Source organism: Polynucleobacter sp. JS-JIR-5-A7, assembly GCF_018687935.1.
GTDB lineage: Bacteria > Pseudomonadota > Gammaproteobacteria > Burkholderiales > Burkholderiaceae > Polynucleobacter.
Genome location: NZ_CP061308.1, coordinates 484,319 through 500,895, shown reverse-complemented (window position 1 = coordinate 500,895; position 16,577 = coordinate 484,319). Strand labels below are relative to the sequence as shown.

Annotated in this window: 15 protein-coding genes; 4 read left to right on the top strand and 11 right to left on the bottom strand. The window is 44.4% G+C overall.

The window, feature by feature from the left end; genetic code table 11:
* Positions 1-80: 80 nt before the first annotated feature.
* The 10 genes from AOC29_RS02665 to AOC29_RS02620 all read right to left on the bottom strand — a co-directional run bounded on the left by AOC29_RS02665 (position 81) and on the right by AOC29_RS02620 (position 10,610).
* The gene (locus AOC29_RS02665) at positions 81-1,508 is read right to left on the bottom strand and encodes a hypothetical protein (RefSeq protein WP_215296507.1); all 1,428 of its coding nucleotides are present in this window, start codon (positions 1,506-1,508) and stop codon (positions 81-83) included.
* A gap of 569 nt (positions 1,509-2,077) precedes the next feature.
* Positions 2,078-2,629 (bottom strand): hypothetical protein, encoded by a 552-nt coding sequence (locus AOC29_RS02660; RefSeq protein ID WP_215296506.1) that lies wholly within the window; start codon positions 2,627-2,629, stop codon positions 2,078-2,080.
* A complete protein-coding gene (locus tag AOC29_RS02655) occupies positions 2,626-2,853 on the bottom strand; it encodes a hypothetical protein (protein WP_215296505.1) in 228 nt (75 codons plus the stop codon). The genes AOC29_RS02660 and AOC29_RS02655 overlap by 4 nt, the downstream gene beginning before the upstream one ends.
* Positions 2,854-3,105: 252 nt before the next feature.
* Positions 3,106-4,416 carry an integrase family protein gene (locus AOC29_RS02650; RefSeq protein ID WP_251370051.1) on the bottom strand — a complete coding sequence of 437 codons (1,311 nt, stop codon included), beginning with the start codon at positions 4,414-4,416 and terminating at the stop codon, positions 3,106-3,108.
* Between the two features lie 270 nt (positions 4,417-4,686).
* Positions 4,687-5,079 (bottom strand): type II toxin-antitoxin system HicB family antitoxin, encoded by a 393-nt coding sequence (locus AOC29_RS02645; protein WP_215296504.1) that lies wholly within the window; start codon positions 5,077-5,079, stop codon positions 4,687-4,689.
* Positions 5,076-5,270, bottom strand: a complete 195-nt coding sequence (locus tag AOC29_RS02640) for a type II toxin-antitoxin system HicA family toxin (RefSeq protein WP_215296503.1) — start codon at positions 5,268-5,270, stop codon at positions 5,076-5,078. The genes AOC29_RS02645 and AOC29_RS02640 overlap by 4 nt, the downstream gene beginning before the upstream one ends.
* Positions 5,271-5,317: 47 nt before the next feature.
* Complete coding sequence (locus AOC29_RS02635; protein WP_215297304.1) at positions 5,318-7,747, bottom strand: DNA internalization-related competence protein ComEC/Rec2; 2,430 nt, start codon at positions 7,745-7,747, stop codon at positions 5,318-5,320.
* A gap of 55 nt (positions 7,748-7,802) precedes the next feature.
* Positions 7,803-8,639 (bottom strand): TatD family hydrolase, encoded by an 837-nt coding sequence (locus AOC29_RS02630; RefSeq protein WP_215297302.1) that lies wholly within the window; start codon positions 8,637-8,639, stop codon positions 7,803-7,805.
* 20 nt (positions 8,640-8,659) lie between these two features.
* Positions 8,660-9,355, bottom strand: a complete 696-nt coding sequence (locus AOC29_RS02625; protein ID WP_215296502.1) for an ABC transporter ATP-binding protein — start codon at positions 9,353-9,355, stop codon at positions 8,660-8,662.
* The gene (locus AOC29_RS02620) at positions 9,348-10,610 is read right to left on the bottom strand and encodes a lipoprotein-releasing ABC transporter permease subunit (protein ID WP_215296501.1); all 1,263 of its coding nucleotides are present in this window, start codon (positions 10,608-10,610) and stop codon (positions 9,348-9,350) included. Before AOC29_RS02620 ends, AOC29_RS02625 begins: the two co-directional genes overlap by 8 nt.
* Before the next feature lie 67 nt (positions 10,611-10,677).
* On the opposite strand from AOC29_RS02620, the gene AOC29_RS02615 reads away from it, so the two are divergent.
* From AOC29_RS02615 to lysS, 4 genes are all read left to right on the top strand, one after another.
* Complete coding sequence (locus tag AOC29_RS02615) at positions 10,678-11,646, top strand: hypothetical protein (protein WP_251370050.1); 969 nt, start codon at positions 10,678-10,680, stop codon at positions 11,644-11,646.
* Positions 11,643-13,406, top strand: a complete 1,764-nt coding sequence (gene recJ / locus AOC29_RS02610) for a single-stranded-DNA-specific exonuclease RecJ (RefSeq protein ID WP_215296499.1) — start codon at positions 11,643-11,645, stop codon at positions 13,404-13,406. The genes AOC29_RS02615 and recJ overlap by 4 nt, the downstream gene beginning before the upstream one ends.
* A 46-nt stretch (positions 13,407-13,452) precedes the next feature.
* A protein-coding gene (gene prfB / locus AOC29_RS02605; protein ID WP_215296498.1) for a peptide chain release factor 2 occupies positions 13,453-14,557 on the top strand; the annotation gives its coding sequence in 2 pieces (ribosomal slippage) (positions 13,453-13,524 and positions 13,526-14,557; 1,104 coding nt in all).
* A gap of 12 nt (positions 14,558-14,569) precedes the next feature.
* A complete protein-coding gene (lysS, locus tag AOC29_RS02600; protein WP_215296497.1) occupies positions 14,570-16,111 on the top strand; it encodes a lysine--tRNA ligase in 1,542 nt (513 codons plus the stop codon).
* 76 nt (positions 16,112-16,187) lie between these two features.
* Here the strand turns inward: lysS and AOC29_RS02595 are convergent, their stop codons facing one another.
* Complete coding sequence (locus AOC29_RS02595; RefSeq protein WP_215296496.1) at positions 16,188-16,511, bottom strand: hypothetical protein; 324 nt, start codon at positions 16,509-16,511, stop codon at positions 16,188-16,190.
* Positions 16,512-16,577: the final 66 nt, after the last annotated feature.

Sequence of the window (16,577 nt, the reverse complement as noted above, 5' to 3'; positions counted from 1 at the left end):
TGAGACTCCATCCGAGGTGAATATAGGCATTAATACGCCAAAAATCAACACTTCTAACGGATTCGCTGATTGGGATTTAGTTAAAAACCATGCTCGATAGTGACAGACTCGTTGCTGTGAATCATTTCAGTAAATAGAACAGTCCCACCATATTCACTAAAAAATGTGATGTAACCAAAGCTATCATGAAGAAATGCGTTGGATTCTGGGAATATTTCCTGCAGCGGGGTAGATATTTTTTCTAACAGCTTGCTCAGCTCAATTTCCATACTTAGATAGTCCCTAGAATATTCCGAGTAAAGTCTAATATTGACAGTAATATCCCCAGGAAGACCATAAATATCAGTTAGTGCACTGACTGAGATATTTGTTGAAATATTTTTTCCAGAACCAACAACTGCCCACCACATTTTTTTTGGAGGACGCTCCTTGTGGAATACCCCAAGATTACAAATTGCAGGCAAATAATTTCCAGGGGGTCGGATATAAATTGCATTATGAATTCTGCTTGGGAAGGGCTTATTTGAGTGTGAGACATATTTCACGATTGAGCCCGGCTCAACATCCGTTACGTTCAACTCTATTCCACTAAAGAGGCTAGAAGTTTTGTTTGGTGGAAGAATGTTTGCATCAAATTGTTCGTTAGCACCCCAGGTAATGAGTTTATAAATTGGAGATTTAATGAGTGATTTTGGTATTGGAACAATTCCCCAGCTATCTTTAATTGAATCAGTTTTATGAATCTGGTAGTTAAAGTCGGAGTGAGTTACTTGAAATTCTTCATCAGAAGCACTTTTGGTGACGCACAATACCCTTGTAAATGCGTTGCTTAAATTAAAAGAAAATTTAGCCTCAGCGATTTCCCACTTATATTTATGATGTTCAAAGAATTTAGACAGGGCCACTTTTTTAGTTTGAAATGGTTTAAGTGATTCAATATCAATATTTGCATTAATCTCCTCCCCACTGTCTAGTCTTATATTTAGAGTGGCGGATTGTTTCGGAGATGCTGAATCCCCATTGTGAAAAATTAATTCTGTAATTCCATCTCTTATTAGTGGGATGCAAGCTTCATTGCCATTGGTGATAGTTCTTTTTTCCTCAATCTCATGTTGAGAGTACGCCCTTGCATATCCATGAACCATTGAGATGCTTTTTGGTGCCTCATATATTGCCATTAAAGCCGCATAAGGAATGCGTAGATTTTTTAATGAAAAAATTTCTATTTCAATAGAACCTTCAAAATCTTCAGTAAAGTTAGGTGAGTAATTTATTACAAATCCACCTTCAAATGATAGCCTCTCCCTTCTGATCAATTCGCCATCAAGATTTCTAATGTTGGCAATTGCGCATATCTCGATATCTTGGCGAACATGCCAATAATTAAGAAAAGAAATTGTTGTTTTAAAAACCTTGGTTTGTTTGCAATAAAAGAACCCGGACGAGCGTAATACCTCCCCAAAATCGCCTGCATAGTTAGACTTTTGTGATATTGATTTCGCATTCATAACTTAATTTCTGTATGAGAATTAACTGGTATTTGAGTATTTACAATAATAATTCATTGAGTTAATAATCCTTCGGATAAATGCTCCGATGATGATTTCGGGGTTACTCAAACCAAAGGAACTGTTTTTTAGTGGATTGGTAAACCCTGTTACAAAAGTCCTCCTTGGATTCGTCTTTCCGTCTAAAAAGTCCATCTGATTCGGTCCAAGTGCAATTAGCCCAACCCATATAGTAGATTTTAACCTCTGCAGGCTTTAGCTTGTTGGTCAGTTTTTGTAAGCGAGATTTAAGGGTCATCTACGACCCTCTAAATCTGCTAATTCAAGGTCTGTAAGTCTTTTTTCTATTTCAGTAACTTCGTATGCTTTAAGGATGCTGATGAGCATGTAGACCAGCTTTGTACCGTTGCTGGGCATTATTTTGTTGCACCGTGTTTCTCGGTAGACCTTCGCCATTTCACGCCTAATATCTTCGGATGTTGCGAGGTTAATACGGGGGGTATGATCGCAATCTAACGATGTATCCACTGGGCAGAATGGCGAATGTTCTGTGTTTTTAGTTTTCACACTTAACCTTTTGATGCTTTTAAGTACGGATTAGAAAAATCGGGGGTGTTCTCATATTCATCTACCCAAGCCTTATTTTCCGCATCAGTTATTTCGCTCCTTACAAGCTGACTTGATTTAAAAGAATTTGAATTAATATAATCTAAAGAACCTTTAGGTTGACCTGCAGGTACACCTTGAGGTTGACCTTGCATTGCTTGAGCCCTAGCTTGTTTTTGTCGCTTGTTTTCAGCACCCTGCATGCCGCCAATTCTTTGCCTTTCTCTGCGATCCATGAATTCCTTGCGTTGCACTTCAAGATCGGGTGACTTAAGTTCGCTTCCAACTTTTTGTATAAATGAATATTGCTTTTGCGTAAATGAACGCTGAACTTCATCGTGACCCACACCTAAATACTTGGCAAGATCTTTCAAGTCTGAAGGCACAGATCCATTTACCCAGCACTCCATTTGGATTGTGATCCACAGACCCCGCTCCTCAATTGTCATCATCTTGAATGGCTTGCTAGCCAAGATATTGGCTGCATACAAAGGAAAATAAGGAACGGGCTTCATAAGCCACCCCTTAGCCGAATTGCAACCTTCTCAACACTCCAAAGTAACTTGTTACCCATTTTTGTAGGCTTAATGCCATAGCACTCACCAGTTAGGCAGAAATTTTTACGAACGGTTTGGGGCGAGATTCTAAAGGTGCTGGCAAATTCACCAGTTGTAATCCAGTCCTTATCCCAAGCCATTGCAGATAGTTTTGGCGGCAAGTCATTAATATTTTGTTCCATGTGTTTCTCCAAGCAAATCAATGATCCGCAGGCTTTAGCCAAGCGGGGTATACCTGTTTTTGTTGGAGTAACACGCACTTAGGACAAGTGCTTATCAGTCTTTCCTGATTGTCAGTTAACACTTAAGTAACTGCGTTGAGCCGTATGGCCTTTCACTTGGTCATGAAGGTAACGATCCTTCAGCGGGCTTAGACCTGCCCTTACTCACTCTCATCATTACTACTTGCATTGATTCTAATTCCAAAATAAGAACTATGCAATATTCACATTACTACTCACCAGCCTAATGGGTTTCACACCCTCTTTTGGTTGATCAATGCTCGCTTCATCAAGAATAAATTTCTCAATTTTTGTATGCCACTTTCTAAGCAAATCAATTGGTCTAGTGCGGTAATGCTTCTCAGCAATCGCACTAGGCTTATGCCCCATGATTTGAGCAGATATGCCCGTAGGGCACTCCACCCACTCAGCTAAAGTGCCAAATGAACGCCTTAAGCCGTGAATTGATAGATGAGGTAGCCCCTGCTCTGCGATCACTGCTTGGTGAGCCTTGCGGGGCTCTGTGAGGTATCCAGATTTTGCAGTGCTATGAAAAACATACTCATTATTTTTGGGAAGCCTAGCAAGGAGTTGCTCTACATAGGGAGTAATCGGAATCTTGCGGCTCCCCTCTACCTTGTCACGGATACTGGCCGTGTGCCATTGCAAATCGACATCAACCCATTTCATCGTTGCAAGTTCGTTTCTTCTTGCACCAGTCAGTAAAAGTATCTGCAAATAGGCACTAATTATTGGGTTGCTAATTTTTTTAACGCCATCGAACCAAGCCTTTAATTGCTCTTTTTGCAGACAATCGTCTTTAGCTTTTTTAGCAGGTAACTCACGGGTCAGTCTGTCGCATACATTGGGATCAACCAAGCCAGCGTAATGAGGATGATCACTCATCCAAGTAATGAATGCTTTGAGTGCTGACAATGCAATTCTTACCCTGCCAGCCCTGATGCTGACCTCAGACTTAAGCCAAATTAATATTTGCTCCCGATTTAGTTCGCTCAACGGTAGTGATAGCAATGGTTGCAATATTCCAGCTTTTTTTACGGGTGCTTGCTTCTTACGTAAACCCCGCTTAATTGGCTCACCGCCATCACGAACCATATCGTAGTGATCCTTAAGATGTCGCTCGCCCCAGTTGACCTTACGATCATTGATGTACTCCTGCCAAACAATTAAACCAGCAATAGATTTAGTGTTTCTAGTCCTGTGAAGAACCTTTTCTCGCTCTTTAGTTTCTCGAGGGTCGACCCCCTGATCCGTGAGAACTTTTAGCCGTCTAGCTTCAGTTTGAGCCTGAGCAATTGACCAAGTAGATGCATCCCCAATCGTGCTTCGAAGCGATTTTCCGTTAAACCATGTTTCAAAGATGAATGACTTAACGCCACTTTTGGTTATGCGAAGTCCCAAACAGGGTGTTTTGGCATCCCTGTACATGGTCTGATCCTGACCAGCCTTACAAACTAAGGTGCTGATCCTGCCGCTGGTAAACCCAATCTTCTCAATGGCCATTTGAACCCTATTGTCGACATGTAGATGCCGTGTAGAGGAATATTAGCAATAGTAAGATATATTGAGTAATACTTCAACCAGTTATTTTTGGCTTTAAACCCTTTAAATATATGGTTTTTTTATGTATTAGGTTATGAAGATCAACATTAATCAATATGCAAATCCTCTTACTCATAACCCGAAGGTCGTAGGTTCAAATCCTGCCCCCGCAACCAAATAAGCAAAAAGGCTTCTTCGTCGATCGACTAGGAAGCCTTTTTTGGTTTTAACTCATGCCATCAATGCAAGGTGGGCTATGAAAGCTGATCTATTCTCCCCGGCACTCTTGGCTTTGGCATCCAACCTAGCCAACACTCTTTTGGGTAGTGTGATGTTGATCCTCTCAATATCATCCGACAGTAGAGCGGGATCAATCTCCACAATTGCCCAGACATAACCCTTAAATTCTTTTCGCTTTTGAAGCTCCCTCAACGAGCTGGGCTTTGGTATTTCTTGACCTTCATCTAAGGCCACCTCAATCCATAGTTCTATCGCTTCTTTTACTTTTTCAATAGCCTCGTCAATTCCGCTATCAGCAGCAGAAAAACAGCCCGGCAAATCTGGAACGATGACGCCCCATGCCTCTGACTTACTGCCCGGCTCAATTGCAACTGGATATTTCATTCACCCTCCCCCATTAAGCCTGCTTGTTTAAATATTGCCTTTAATAAACCGGTTGGCATATCTTTTCTTGGATGTGTAACAACAATATGACCTTGCTTCAAGGGATGAATATAAACATGATGCGATCCTCTTATTCCCCGCAGATGCCAACCGTCACGCACTAACTTTTCAATAACTTTTTTACTATGCATTCATGCCCTTTAATTATACACATCATACACACTAAAGAAAAGTTCATCTAAGGCCTATGCCACAACCTTTTGACCTCCTGCCTCCAAAAAATCACCTTAGAGCTCGACTTACCTTGATCTCTAAAAAGCCAAATCTGAGCTCCAGTTCTTGGCGTTTGATAAAAGGGAATATCTAAACCTGCATAGCGAGCGGTCACCGTGGGGTGAGGGTGACCATAACGATTGCGATAACCATTTTGGGCAAAAGCAAAATCAGGATTTAATTTCGTTAATAAATCAATGGATGAAGATGTTTTGCTTCCATGGTGTGGGGCCATAAAAATAAATTCTCGATCTCCCATTGCATTGAGCGCAAATTGATCCAAGTGAGCAACAATTTCTGCCTCACCCTGTTTCTCAACATCTCCCGTTAACCATAAAGAGCCATTTTTATTTCGCACCTCTAATACACAACTCATCTCATTGGGTTTCATTGAGTATTGATTTTGAAAAAGTGTGTCTTCGTGAGGATGCCAAATTAAAAACTCCACTTCGTCCCAAGTCCAATATTGGCCATAACGACATGGAATGCTGGGAATTTTTCGAGACTGAAGATTCAATAGCAGTGGGTTATTGTTCGGCAGTGAACCCATCATTGATTGAAAAGAAATCTGTTTCAATAAAGAGGCAGCGCCACCCACATGGTCACTATCGCTATGACTAATAACCATGCGATCGATTTGATCGATACCTCTACCGCGTAAATACGGCAAAATGACGCGCTGACCGGCATCATCCCTCTTACCTTGAATCGGGCCGGTGTCATACAGCAATCTCTTATGCGCTGTTTCTATCAATACAGCAGTACCTTGTCCAATATCCAATACGGTAGCCCTAAACTCCCCGGCTTTAAGAGATGTATTGCCAAGATTTACCGTTGGTATAAACAGTAGTAATAAAGGTAATAATACTAATGACCGGTATAACCAAGTACCCCTGAGTTCTCCAGGATGAATTGCATAAAGAATCCCGACCCCTGAAATCAGCAAGAGCCACCACTCCGGCTGACTAGACCAAACCACAGACCAACTCCAATTGGCCATCCACTCAAGCACTAGAGCCAGATACTCCATTGATGCATGTGCAGGGAGCAAGAGCCAGCGACCAATAAAGTCAGGCAACAATGCGCCTGCGATTGCTAATGGAGTAACAACGTAACTCACCACAGGAATTGCTAAAGCATTAGCGAATGGTGACACTACAGAGACTTGATAAAACCAATACAAAGTAAACGGAAGTAAAGCGATAGTTACCACTGCTTGAACACGGCATGCTTCGCGCATTGCTTGTAAAGCTCGATTTGACCAATGTATCTCTAGTTCTTTCCCAGTGGGTATACCCAATAACCCCGAAGAATCTTTCATGGCATAAAGAATGGCAGCGACTGCTCCAAACGAAAGCCAAAAGCCTGGTGTATAGGGCGCCATCGGATCAACGAGAAGCACCAATACGAGCGCCCACCACCAAATATCAAAAGATCTTGGATTTCTACCAGTCCACAAAGCAAACGCAACAACACCAACCATATACATCGTTCTTTGTGCCGGTATCTGAAAGCCAGCTAACCAAGCATAGATAAACGCCGTGATAAACCCAGAAGCGGCTGCAACCTTACTCACTGGAATCATGAGTGGTAGAGCGCGGCGCCTCCATATCCACCCTGCAGCAGAAGCGCCTACACCTGCCAACATCGTGACATGTAATCCTGAGATAGAAATCAGATGACCTATACCGGTTGCATTAAATACCCGCCAGTCATCCTGCTCAATCGCATTTTGATCACCCATCACCAATGCAATCATCACGCCACCATAACGAGCATCCTTTGGTAACAGTGATTTGATCTTTTCACGTAATTTCCAACGTGCCAACTCCATGCGAAGTTCAAACTCAGTCAGTCTAATATCACTTGCTTTTAACAATTCACCCGATCTAATAGATCCACTAGCACCAAAATCCTGATGAAAGGACCAGCGCTCAAAATCAAAGGTGTAAGGATTTAAAGAGCCATAAGGCCTCTTTAGTTTGACTTTCAATTTCCAGCGCTGTCCTGGAATAATTTCAGGGATTTCTTGGGCACTTCTCCATGCTGGTTGCCAACTCAAATACACTCGCTTGGGAAAGCTACTGACTTCGCTATTGCTAGAAAATAGATGGTCTATCTCAAAAGCGAACTTAGCGCTTGTAGAACTGCTCTGCGGCAGAGCGGCAACTCTTCCTTCGATGCTGAATTCTTTATCTTCCAACTCCTCAGCAAGAATATTTATCAAGCGGCTCTCCGCATAGTGGGCATTCCACGCAAAGCCCATACTAAACAACAAGATGCAAATCAAAATCTGTTGATGCCAACTGACTTGAGGTCGCAGATATAAGCACAATAGACACAGCACGCCCACAGCAGAGCAAAAAAATGGCCATCCTGATGGAACTTGCGGCAAAAATAAAAGGAGCGATCCCCCGGCGATAAACGCCGTAATAGCTAAGCGCAAGGTTTTAAGAGGCTAGAGTGAAGTTGGGATTGCCAGCACAGAGGGCTGACCAACGCGGCAATACTTGCATAGCATTACACCAGACAGCAGAAGCAAATTCAGAATCACTAATGCCACGTATTGCAGCCAACTCTTTCACTATCCGAACCACAAAGGCGGGCTCATTAAATGCAATTCCCTCTTGCTTTAACCAGGCCGGCGGAATATCAGGAGAATCTGTTTCGGTAACGATACTATCGATAGGCAACTCAACTAAGAGTCTGCGAATCTGCAGTGCGCGCTCGTAAGTGGCTGCGCCACCAAACCCCAATTTGAAACCAAGCTCTATAAATTGCTCGGCTTGCTGGAAGCTACCGTTGAATGCATGCGCAATTCCTCCGGAGATTTTGCGACGTCTAAGGGCTTTCAAAATAGCATCTTGTGAGCGCCGTACATGCAAAATCACTGGCAAGTTAAACTGCTGAGCTAAGTCTAATTGCGCATGAAAGAAATATTCTTGCTTATGTGGATCCAGACCCTCTACAAAGTAATCCAAACCAATCTCACCAATACCTACAAACCTTGGATCAGAAAGTGACTGGGTAATTTGCTCTTCAAGTTGCGCAATATCTTCTTCGTGAGCTTGATTGGTATAGAGGGGATGAATACCTAATGTATAGACCAAGCCAGGGATCGCACTCCCATATTGAGAGGCAAGTTCTTTAACATGCTGACAATCAGCAGCTTTGACTGCGGGCAGCAAAATAGCCTGAACGTTCTTTTCTTTTGCGGCAGAAATGATGTTTGGCAAGGAGTTTGAGAACTCTGGCGCGTCTAGGTGACAATGAGTATCAATCCACATGGGATGCATTGCTTCCATTATTACTGCACGAATGTCTTAAGGACTCCGCGCTCCAAGTGCAAAATACGATCACAGCGTTTAGCGCGCACCGGATCATGCGTCACAATCACAAAGGCAGTGCCTTGTTCGCGCGCAATCTCTAACATCAAATCAAATACTCCATCAGCTGTTTCGGTATCTAAGTTTCCAGTAGGCTCATCTGCTAGAACGCAAGCAGGATTGCCGACTAAGGCTCTAGCCACTGCTACGCGCTGACGCTCTCCCCCAGATAACTCACCCGGGGTATGCAATTCACGCTTAGCTAAGCCTACAGCTTTGAGCATCTTGCTAGCATGCTCCATCGACTCTTCATTGCTCAAGCCACGAATACGCAATAACAATGCAACATTCTCTAATGCGCTGAACTCATCCAAGAGATGGTGAAATTGGTATATAAAGCCCAAGCTTTGATTACGCAATTGGTCTAATTTGGCTACCGATAATTGATTGATGTTGGCATCATTCAAGAAGACTGAACCAGCGCTTGGGGTATCAAGGCCGCCTAATAAATGCAGTAATGTGCTTTTGCCAGAACCTGATGAGCCCACAATAGCGACTTTCTCAGAAGGTGCCACATCCAAATCAACAGATTTAAGGACCTCTACTGCTGTAGCGCCCTGACCATAGGTCTTAGCCAAGCCTTTAGCAATCAACACATACTTGATAGCCTTATTCATATCTCAAGGCCTCCGCAGGTTGGACCTTAGCAGCACGACGACTAGGGTACAAGGTAGCCAATACCGATAAACCAAAAGCCATCAACCCAACGGTCACTACATCACCTAAACGAACATCCGAGGGGAGTTCGCTAATAAAGTAAACCTCACGCGGCAAGAAGCGTACGCGGAAAATGGCTTCAATCGCAGGAACAATCACATCAATATTGAGCGCGATGAGTAAACCAAGACCAACGCCAGCCAAAGACCCCATCAAACCAATTGCCAAACCCTGTACCAAGAAGATTCGTTGGATTAAACCTGGGCTCGCACCCATCGTTCTGAGAATGGCAATATCGGCCTGCTTCTCATTAACGGTCATCACCAAAGTAGAAACTAAATTAAATGCAGCCACTGCAATAATTAAAGTCAAGATGATGAACATCATCTTCTTTTCTGTTTGAACTGCTGCAAACCAATTACGATTTGAGCGGGACCAATCAGTAACCCATAAAGCTTGAGGAACTACAGCAGCCAACTCAGTGGCAACTTGAGGAGCACGCTGCATATCATCGACCTTAATGCGAAGACCTGATGGATCACGTAAGCGTAACAAGGCTGCAGCATCTTTCCAGTGCATGATGGCTAAAGAGCTATCGTATTCATAATGGCCACTATCTACGATACCAACTACTTGCAACGTCCTCATCCGCGGCATTGCTCCAGCAGGCGTTAAATCACTCTCAGGCACAATCAAATTAACTCGGTCACCTACGCGAGCACCAACCAAAGAGGCGAGCTGTGCACCTAATGCAACCCCAAAGCCACCGGGCTTGAGGTCATCAATACTGCCAGCAATAAATTGTTTTGGCAGGTCAGAAACCTTACCTTCTTCACTCGGCGAGATTCCCCGAATAGCAACACCCCGCATCGAATTATCTCGTGCAAGCAATCCTTGTGAACTGACCATGGGTGCTACGCCAACCACATGAGGCTGTATCGCGACTTTCAAAGCCAACGGCTCCCAATTTGCCAATCCTTCAGGCGAAGTGATTTCTACATGAGAAAGAACAGAGAGCATGCGATCACGTACCTCTTTCTGAAAACCATTCATCACTGACAGCACCACAATTAGAGACGCAACGCCTAAAGCGATACCAGCAGTAGAAATACCAGAAATAAAGGATAGGAAGCCATCGCGCTTACCAACGGTCTTACGACGCTTGGAGCGGGTATAGCGCAAGCCAATTTCTAACTCAATGGGGAGTCTCAACATAGCTACAGTTTAGACAATTACACAGGCAAACTGATGGAATACTTAAATGCCACCTAAAATCAGGGATATGAGCTCAGACACCACCTTCCCTCAAAATGCCCAAAGCAATCTACGGCGCTTTACCCTGTTGGTGTCGGGGGAGGATGCCTTAGATGAGCAAGGCAAGGAGGATCGGCCAATCAAAGGCTTGCCTCACGAACGCTTCTTACTTGGAGACTTGGTCCCAATTGCACCCGTTTTATTGATGGGTCAGTCATCTCAGGAAGTCAACCCCAATCAAGAAATTGCCTGCCTACAGCCCATTCATTTGCACGCTACACGGGACCATCTCATTTTGATGAGCCAGAATCAGATTGATCTGACTGAAACTGAATCGTCTCAACTTCTCAAAACTGCACTGCCCTTTATTGAGGAAGATTTTCAGAGCCCCATTTTGTTTCAAGACAAGCATTACTGGTTTATTCCTGCAGGTCCATTTGCCAGTTTGGCAAGCTATAGCGTTGATCAAGCGCATGGTCGCAATATTGACTGGTGGATGCCACGCGATACGCATGAAGCAGGTATCGCAAAACGTTGGCGCAAGTTACAAAATGAGATTCAAATGCTCTGGCATATCGATACTGTCAATGAAGAGCGCGAACAACGTGGTCTACTCAGTATTAACTCGTTATGGATCAGCGGTATTGGCAAACTCAACGATATTCAAGCACCTGTGGCAATCATGCAGTCAAAACAGATATATGGTGAACACCCCTTGCTTACTGGTCTAGCGAAGTATTTAAGCATTCCCCACCATACCTCGGTTAGAAACGAAGTCTTGGCTGGAGCGTTTGCATGGTTAAAACAGCCAGAGACTATATGGCCCCAGTTAGACAAGGCATTGACTGATAAAGATCTGGATGAATTGCTCATCATTGATTTTCCAAATGGCAAAACGCGGGAACGCATCTTTACCGCAAGTGATCTTTACAAAAAATCTTGGGCCTTTTGGAAAAAAGCAGAACCTCTCTCCTGGAAAGAAATCATTTCTTCATGAGTCTTTTCTCCCAACGTCCTTTTTCTGAGCGCACCGCTACTTGGTTACAACAAAGTGGTTTGCATCCCCTGTTAGCGCGTTTATATGCTGCACGCGGTCTGGAGTCTCCAGATGAACTATCGCTGGAATTGAAAAATCTACTTTCTCCAACTGAACTTAAGAATTGCATCAGCACCGCATCTTTGCTAGCTGATATTCTGGAGAAAAAAGAGTCCATGCTCATCGTTGCAGACTATGACTGCGATGGCGCCACGGCTTGTGCAGTCGGACTGCGCGGCTTGCGCATGCTAGGTGGCGTAAATACACCAATTCAGTTTCTAGTACCCAATCGCTTTACGATGGGTTACGGCTTAACGCCTGAAGTGGTTGAGCTTGCAGCACAACAAACTCCAAAGCCTAAATATCTCATTACGGTTGATAACGGTATTGCGAGCGAAGCGGGTGTAGATCGCGCCCGTGAACTCGGTATGGAAGTCATTGTGACTGACCACCATTTGCCCGGCGATCGATTACCAAAAGCCTTGGCGATTGTGAACCCCAATCAACCAGGCTGCACCTTTCCGAGCAAAGCACTTGCTGGCGTAGGCGTTATGTTTTATGTATTGGTAGCACTGCGTGCAGAGCTGCGTAAGCGCGGTAAATTTACGAATGATACTCAACCCAAAGTTGAAAATCTCTTAGATCTCGTTGCACTCGGAACTGTTGCAGACGTTGCTCAACTCGATCGCAATAATCGCGTCTTAGTTTCAAATGGTTTAAAGCGTATTCGTGCAGGCATCTCCCAGCCAGGTATACAAGCATTGTTTCAAGCAGCAGGACGTGATCCTCGCAAGGCCAATACTTTTGATCTAGGTTTTGCGATTGGGCCCAGGCTCAATGCGGCTGGACGTCTAGCGGACATGACTCTGGGTATTCGCCTACTGCTGACTGATAATACGGATGAGGCGATGACGCTTGCGCAAGAACTCGATCGCATCAATCGCGAACGCCGTGTGATTGAAGCCGGCATGCAAGAAACAGCACTTACCCACCTCTCAGAGGAGCAACTCGCAGGAACCATGGCACAACGCACGAGTATCTGTTTATGGAATCCAGAATGGCACCAAGGTGTCGTCGGCATTGTAGCTTCCCGTTTAAAGGAACGTTTTAATCGCCCTGCGATTGTGTTTGCTCCAGATGGCAATACTGGCGAGGAGTTACGTGGCTCTGGAAGGTCATTGAGTGGCTTTCATTTAAGAGATGCGCTAGATATTGTTTCAAAACGTGAGCCCGGACTAATTCTCAAATTTGGTGGACATGCCATGGCGGCAGGTCTGACGATTCATAAAAATGATTTTGAGAAGTTTGATGCCTGCTTTCAGGAAGTTGCAAACAGCTTATTGAATGATGAAATCCTAGAGCGTCGCCACCCCCATGATGGCGCCCTACAGCCCTCAGAATTCACCCCCGAAATTAGTGATCTCTTAGCAGAAGAAATCTGGGGCCAAGGATTTCCACAGCCTGTCTTTTACGGAGACTTTGAAATTACACAGCAAAGTCTGATGAAAGAGAAGCATCTGCGTCTGATGGTGCGGCCATTAGGATCTAACCTAACAGAAAGCAAGTTTGCGGCAAAACCATTGACAGCGGTTTGGTTTAACCGTACTCAAAGCTTGCCCGCCAAAGCCAAGCTCGCTTACCGCCTAGTGACCGATCGCTATCAGGGTCAAGCCCGCATCCAACTGATGATTGAGGCCCACGACGAAAGTCCTGGTAGTTAAGCCAGCACCCAAGGGGCAGATGTAATAACCCCCTTATAATTAGGGGATGGAAGCTGAACAACTAAACACTATTTCAAATACCTTATCCGATCTGCTCACCCGTGAGCAAGCTCTTCGGGGGTATCTTTGACTTCGAAGTAAAGTCACGTCGCCTTACTGAAGTCAACTCAATTCTGGAAGATCCCACCATTTGGGATGATCAAAAGAAAGCGCAAGCGCTGGGTAAAGAGAAAAAATTACTCGACGGCGTAGTTGCTACCCTCACTGATTTAAATACCAATATCACTGGTGCCATTGAATTATTTGATATGGCTAAAGAAGAAAGTGATTTTGAGACGATTGCAGCAATCGAGCAAGACGTTGAAAGTTACAGCAAGATCATTAATGATCTTGAATTCCGCCGCATGTTCCACAACGAGATGGACTCGTGCAATTGCTTTATTGATATCCAGGCAGGCGCTGGTGGTACCGAAGCTTGTGATTGGGCCAGCATGCTCTATCGCCAATATCTCAAGTACTGCGAACGCAAAGGCTATAAAACCGAAATCCTCGAAGAATCTGATGGTGACGTTGCTGGCATCAAGAGTGCGACGATCAAGGTGGATGGGGAATATGCCTACGGACACCTTCGCTCCGAGACTGGCGTGCATCGTTTAGTACGTAAGTCTCCGTTTGACTCTTCAAATGGACGTCACACTTCATTTGCTTCGATTTACGTCTACCCTGAAATTGATGATTCGATTGAGATTGATGTCAATCCTGCGGATATTCGGACGGATACCTACCGTGCCTCTGGTGCAGGTGGTCAGCACATTAATAAAACCGACTCGGCTGTACGCTTAACCCACATTCCAACAGGAATTGTGGTGCAGTGTCAGAACGATCGTAGTCAGCATCGTAACCGCGCCGAGGCCATGAGCATGCTCAAGTCTCGCCTTTACGAACACGAGATGCAAAAGCGCCGCGCTGAGCAAGATAAGCTAGAAGCGAGCAAAACGGATGTAGGCTGGGGTCATCAAATCCGCTCTTATGTGTTGGATCAAAGCCGCATTAAAGATTTACGAACTAACGTTGAGATCTCTAATACTCAAAAAGTATTGGACGGCGATCTTGATGCCTTTATTGAAGCTAGCCTGAAACAAGGCGTTTAATTACCCACGAATATGAACGATAAAACCAATCTACCAGTCACCGAAGCTGTTGATGAAAATCACATCATTGCAGAGCGCCGTGAAAAGCTCGCAAAGTTGCGTGAGAACGGTGTTGCCTTTCCGAATGACTTTGTTCCAACGCATTTAGCAGTTGATCTTCATGCTCACTATGACAGCCTGACTAAGGAAGAGCTAGCTGCCAAGAAGATTCATGTGAAAGTGGCTGGGCGCATGATTCTCAAGCGCGTGATGGGTAAAGCCAGCTTTGCCACTATTCAAGACCGTAGTGGACAGATTCAGTTCTACATCAATGATGAGCTCACAGGTGCAGATACTCATGGCGCCTTTAAACACTGGGATATGGGTGACTTTATCTCTGCAGAAGGCAATCTCTTTAAGACCAATAAGGGTGAACTCTCTGTCGAATGCAGCAACCTGCGCTTACTCAGCAAATCCCTGCGCCCCCTACCAGATAAGTTTCACGGCCTCTCAGATCTAGAGACGAAATATCGTCAGCGCTATGTAGATTTAATTGTCAACCCAGAAAGCCGCAATACTTTCAAGGCGCGTAGCAATGCGATTGCATCACTCCGTCGCCATATGTTGGATGCCGACTTCATGGAAGTAGAAACACCTATGCTCCACCCAATTCCTGGTGGTGCAGCGGCAAAGCCTTTTATTACCCACCATAATGCACTCGATATGCAGATGTTCTTGCGCATTGCGCCTGAGCTTTATCTCAAGCGTTTAGTCGTTGGTGGTTTTGAGCGCGTCTTTGAAATTAACCGTAACTTCCGTAATGAAGGCGTCAGTCCGCGCCACAATCCAGAATTTACGATGATGGAGTTCTACGCAGCCTATACCGATTACCGCTGGTTGATGGATTTTACAGAAGGCTTGATCCTTGCTGCAGCCATGGATGCACAAGGTACTGCCGTCTTGACCCACCAAGGTCGTGAGCTTGATTTAAGTAAGCCATTCCAACGCTTAACAATTAGTGAGGCAATCCTCAAGTATTGCGGTCAGTCTGGCAAGAACTACGAGGCTGCTCAACTAGATGATGCAGCATTCATTCGTGCTGAGTTGAAAAAAGGTGGTGAAAATCCTGATTCTCCAACATTGAAAAATGCTGGTATCGGCGCTTTGCAATTGGCCTTGTTTGAATTGGTTGCTGAGGAGCATCTTTGGGAGCCAACCTACATCATCGATTACCCAATTGAAGTCAGCCCACTAGCCAGAGAATCCGATACTCGCCCAGGTATTACTGAGCGCTTTGAGTTATTTATTACTGGTCGTGAAATTGCCAATGGCTTCTCTGAACTCAATGATGCAGAAGATCAAGCCAATCGCTTTCGCAAACAAGTAGAGCAAAAAGAAGCTGGTGACGAAGAAGCCATGTACTTTGATCATGACTTTATCCGAGCCCTTGAATACGGCATGCCTCCAACAGGTGGTTGCGGTATTGGTATTGACCGTCTAGTCATGCTCCTCACAGACGCACCAAACATTCGTGACGTCATTCTCTTTCCACATCTGCGTCGCGAAGAAGAGTAAGTCACAAAATCATCTTCAGTAATTTGAAGACATTAAAAAAGGCACCCTAGGGTGCCTTTTTATTGAAGCAGTATTTTTAATAAGATGAGATCTCATTAAATTCATGCGCATCATGCTTTAGTACTTGTTGAGCAATTAATAAAATTCCTGCAAAGAAACTAAAACATACCAAGAGGGCAAAGGCATGATATTGGTTGAGACCGCTTTGATTTAAGAGCTCAAGATAAGCCTCACTTTGCAAAGCAAGATGAGTCGCCAGAACAAGCAAGGCAACCCCAGTGACCACTTGGGCGACAGCAAATAATGATTGCGTTAGTTGTTTGCGAATATCTGCTGCACGATTTAAATGAGCCAATGGAGTCTTGCCAATGATCTGTGAGTTGTTCTGAGTGTGTGCCATGAAAGCCCCTTAATCTCTAATAATTTAAATATTATGATCAGGGCTTATATTTGTAAAAGATGGACT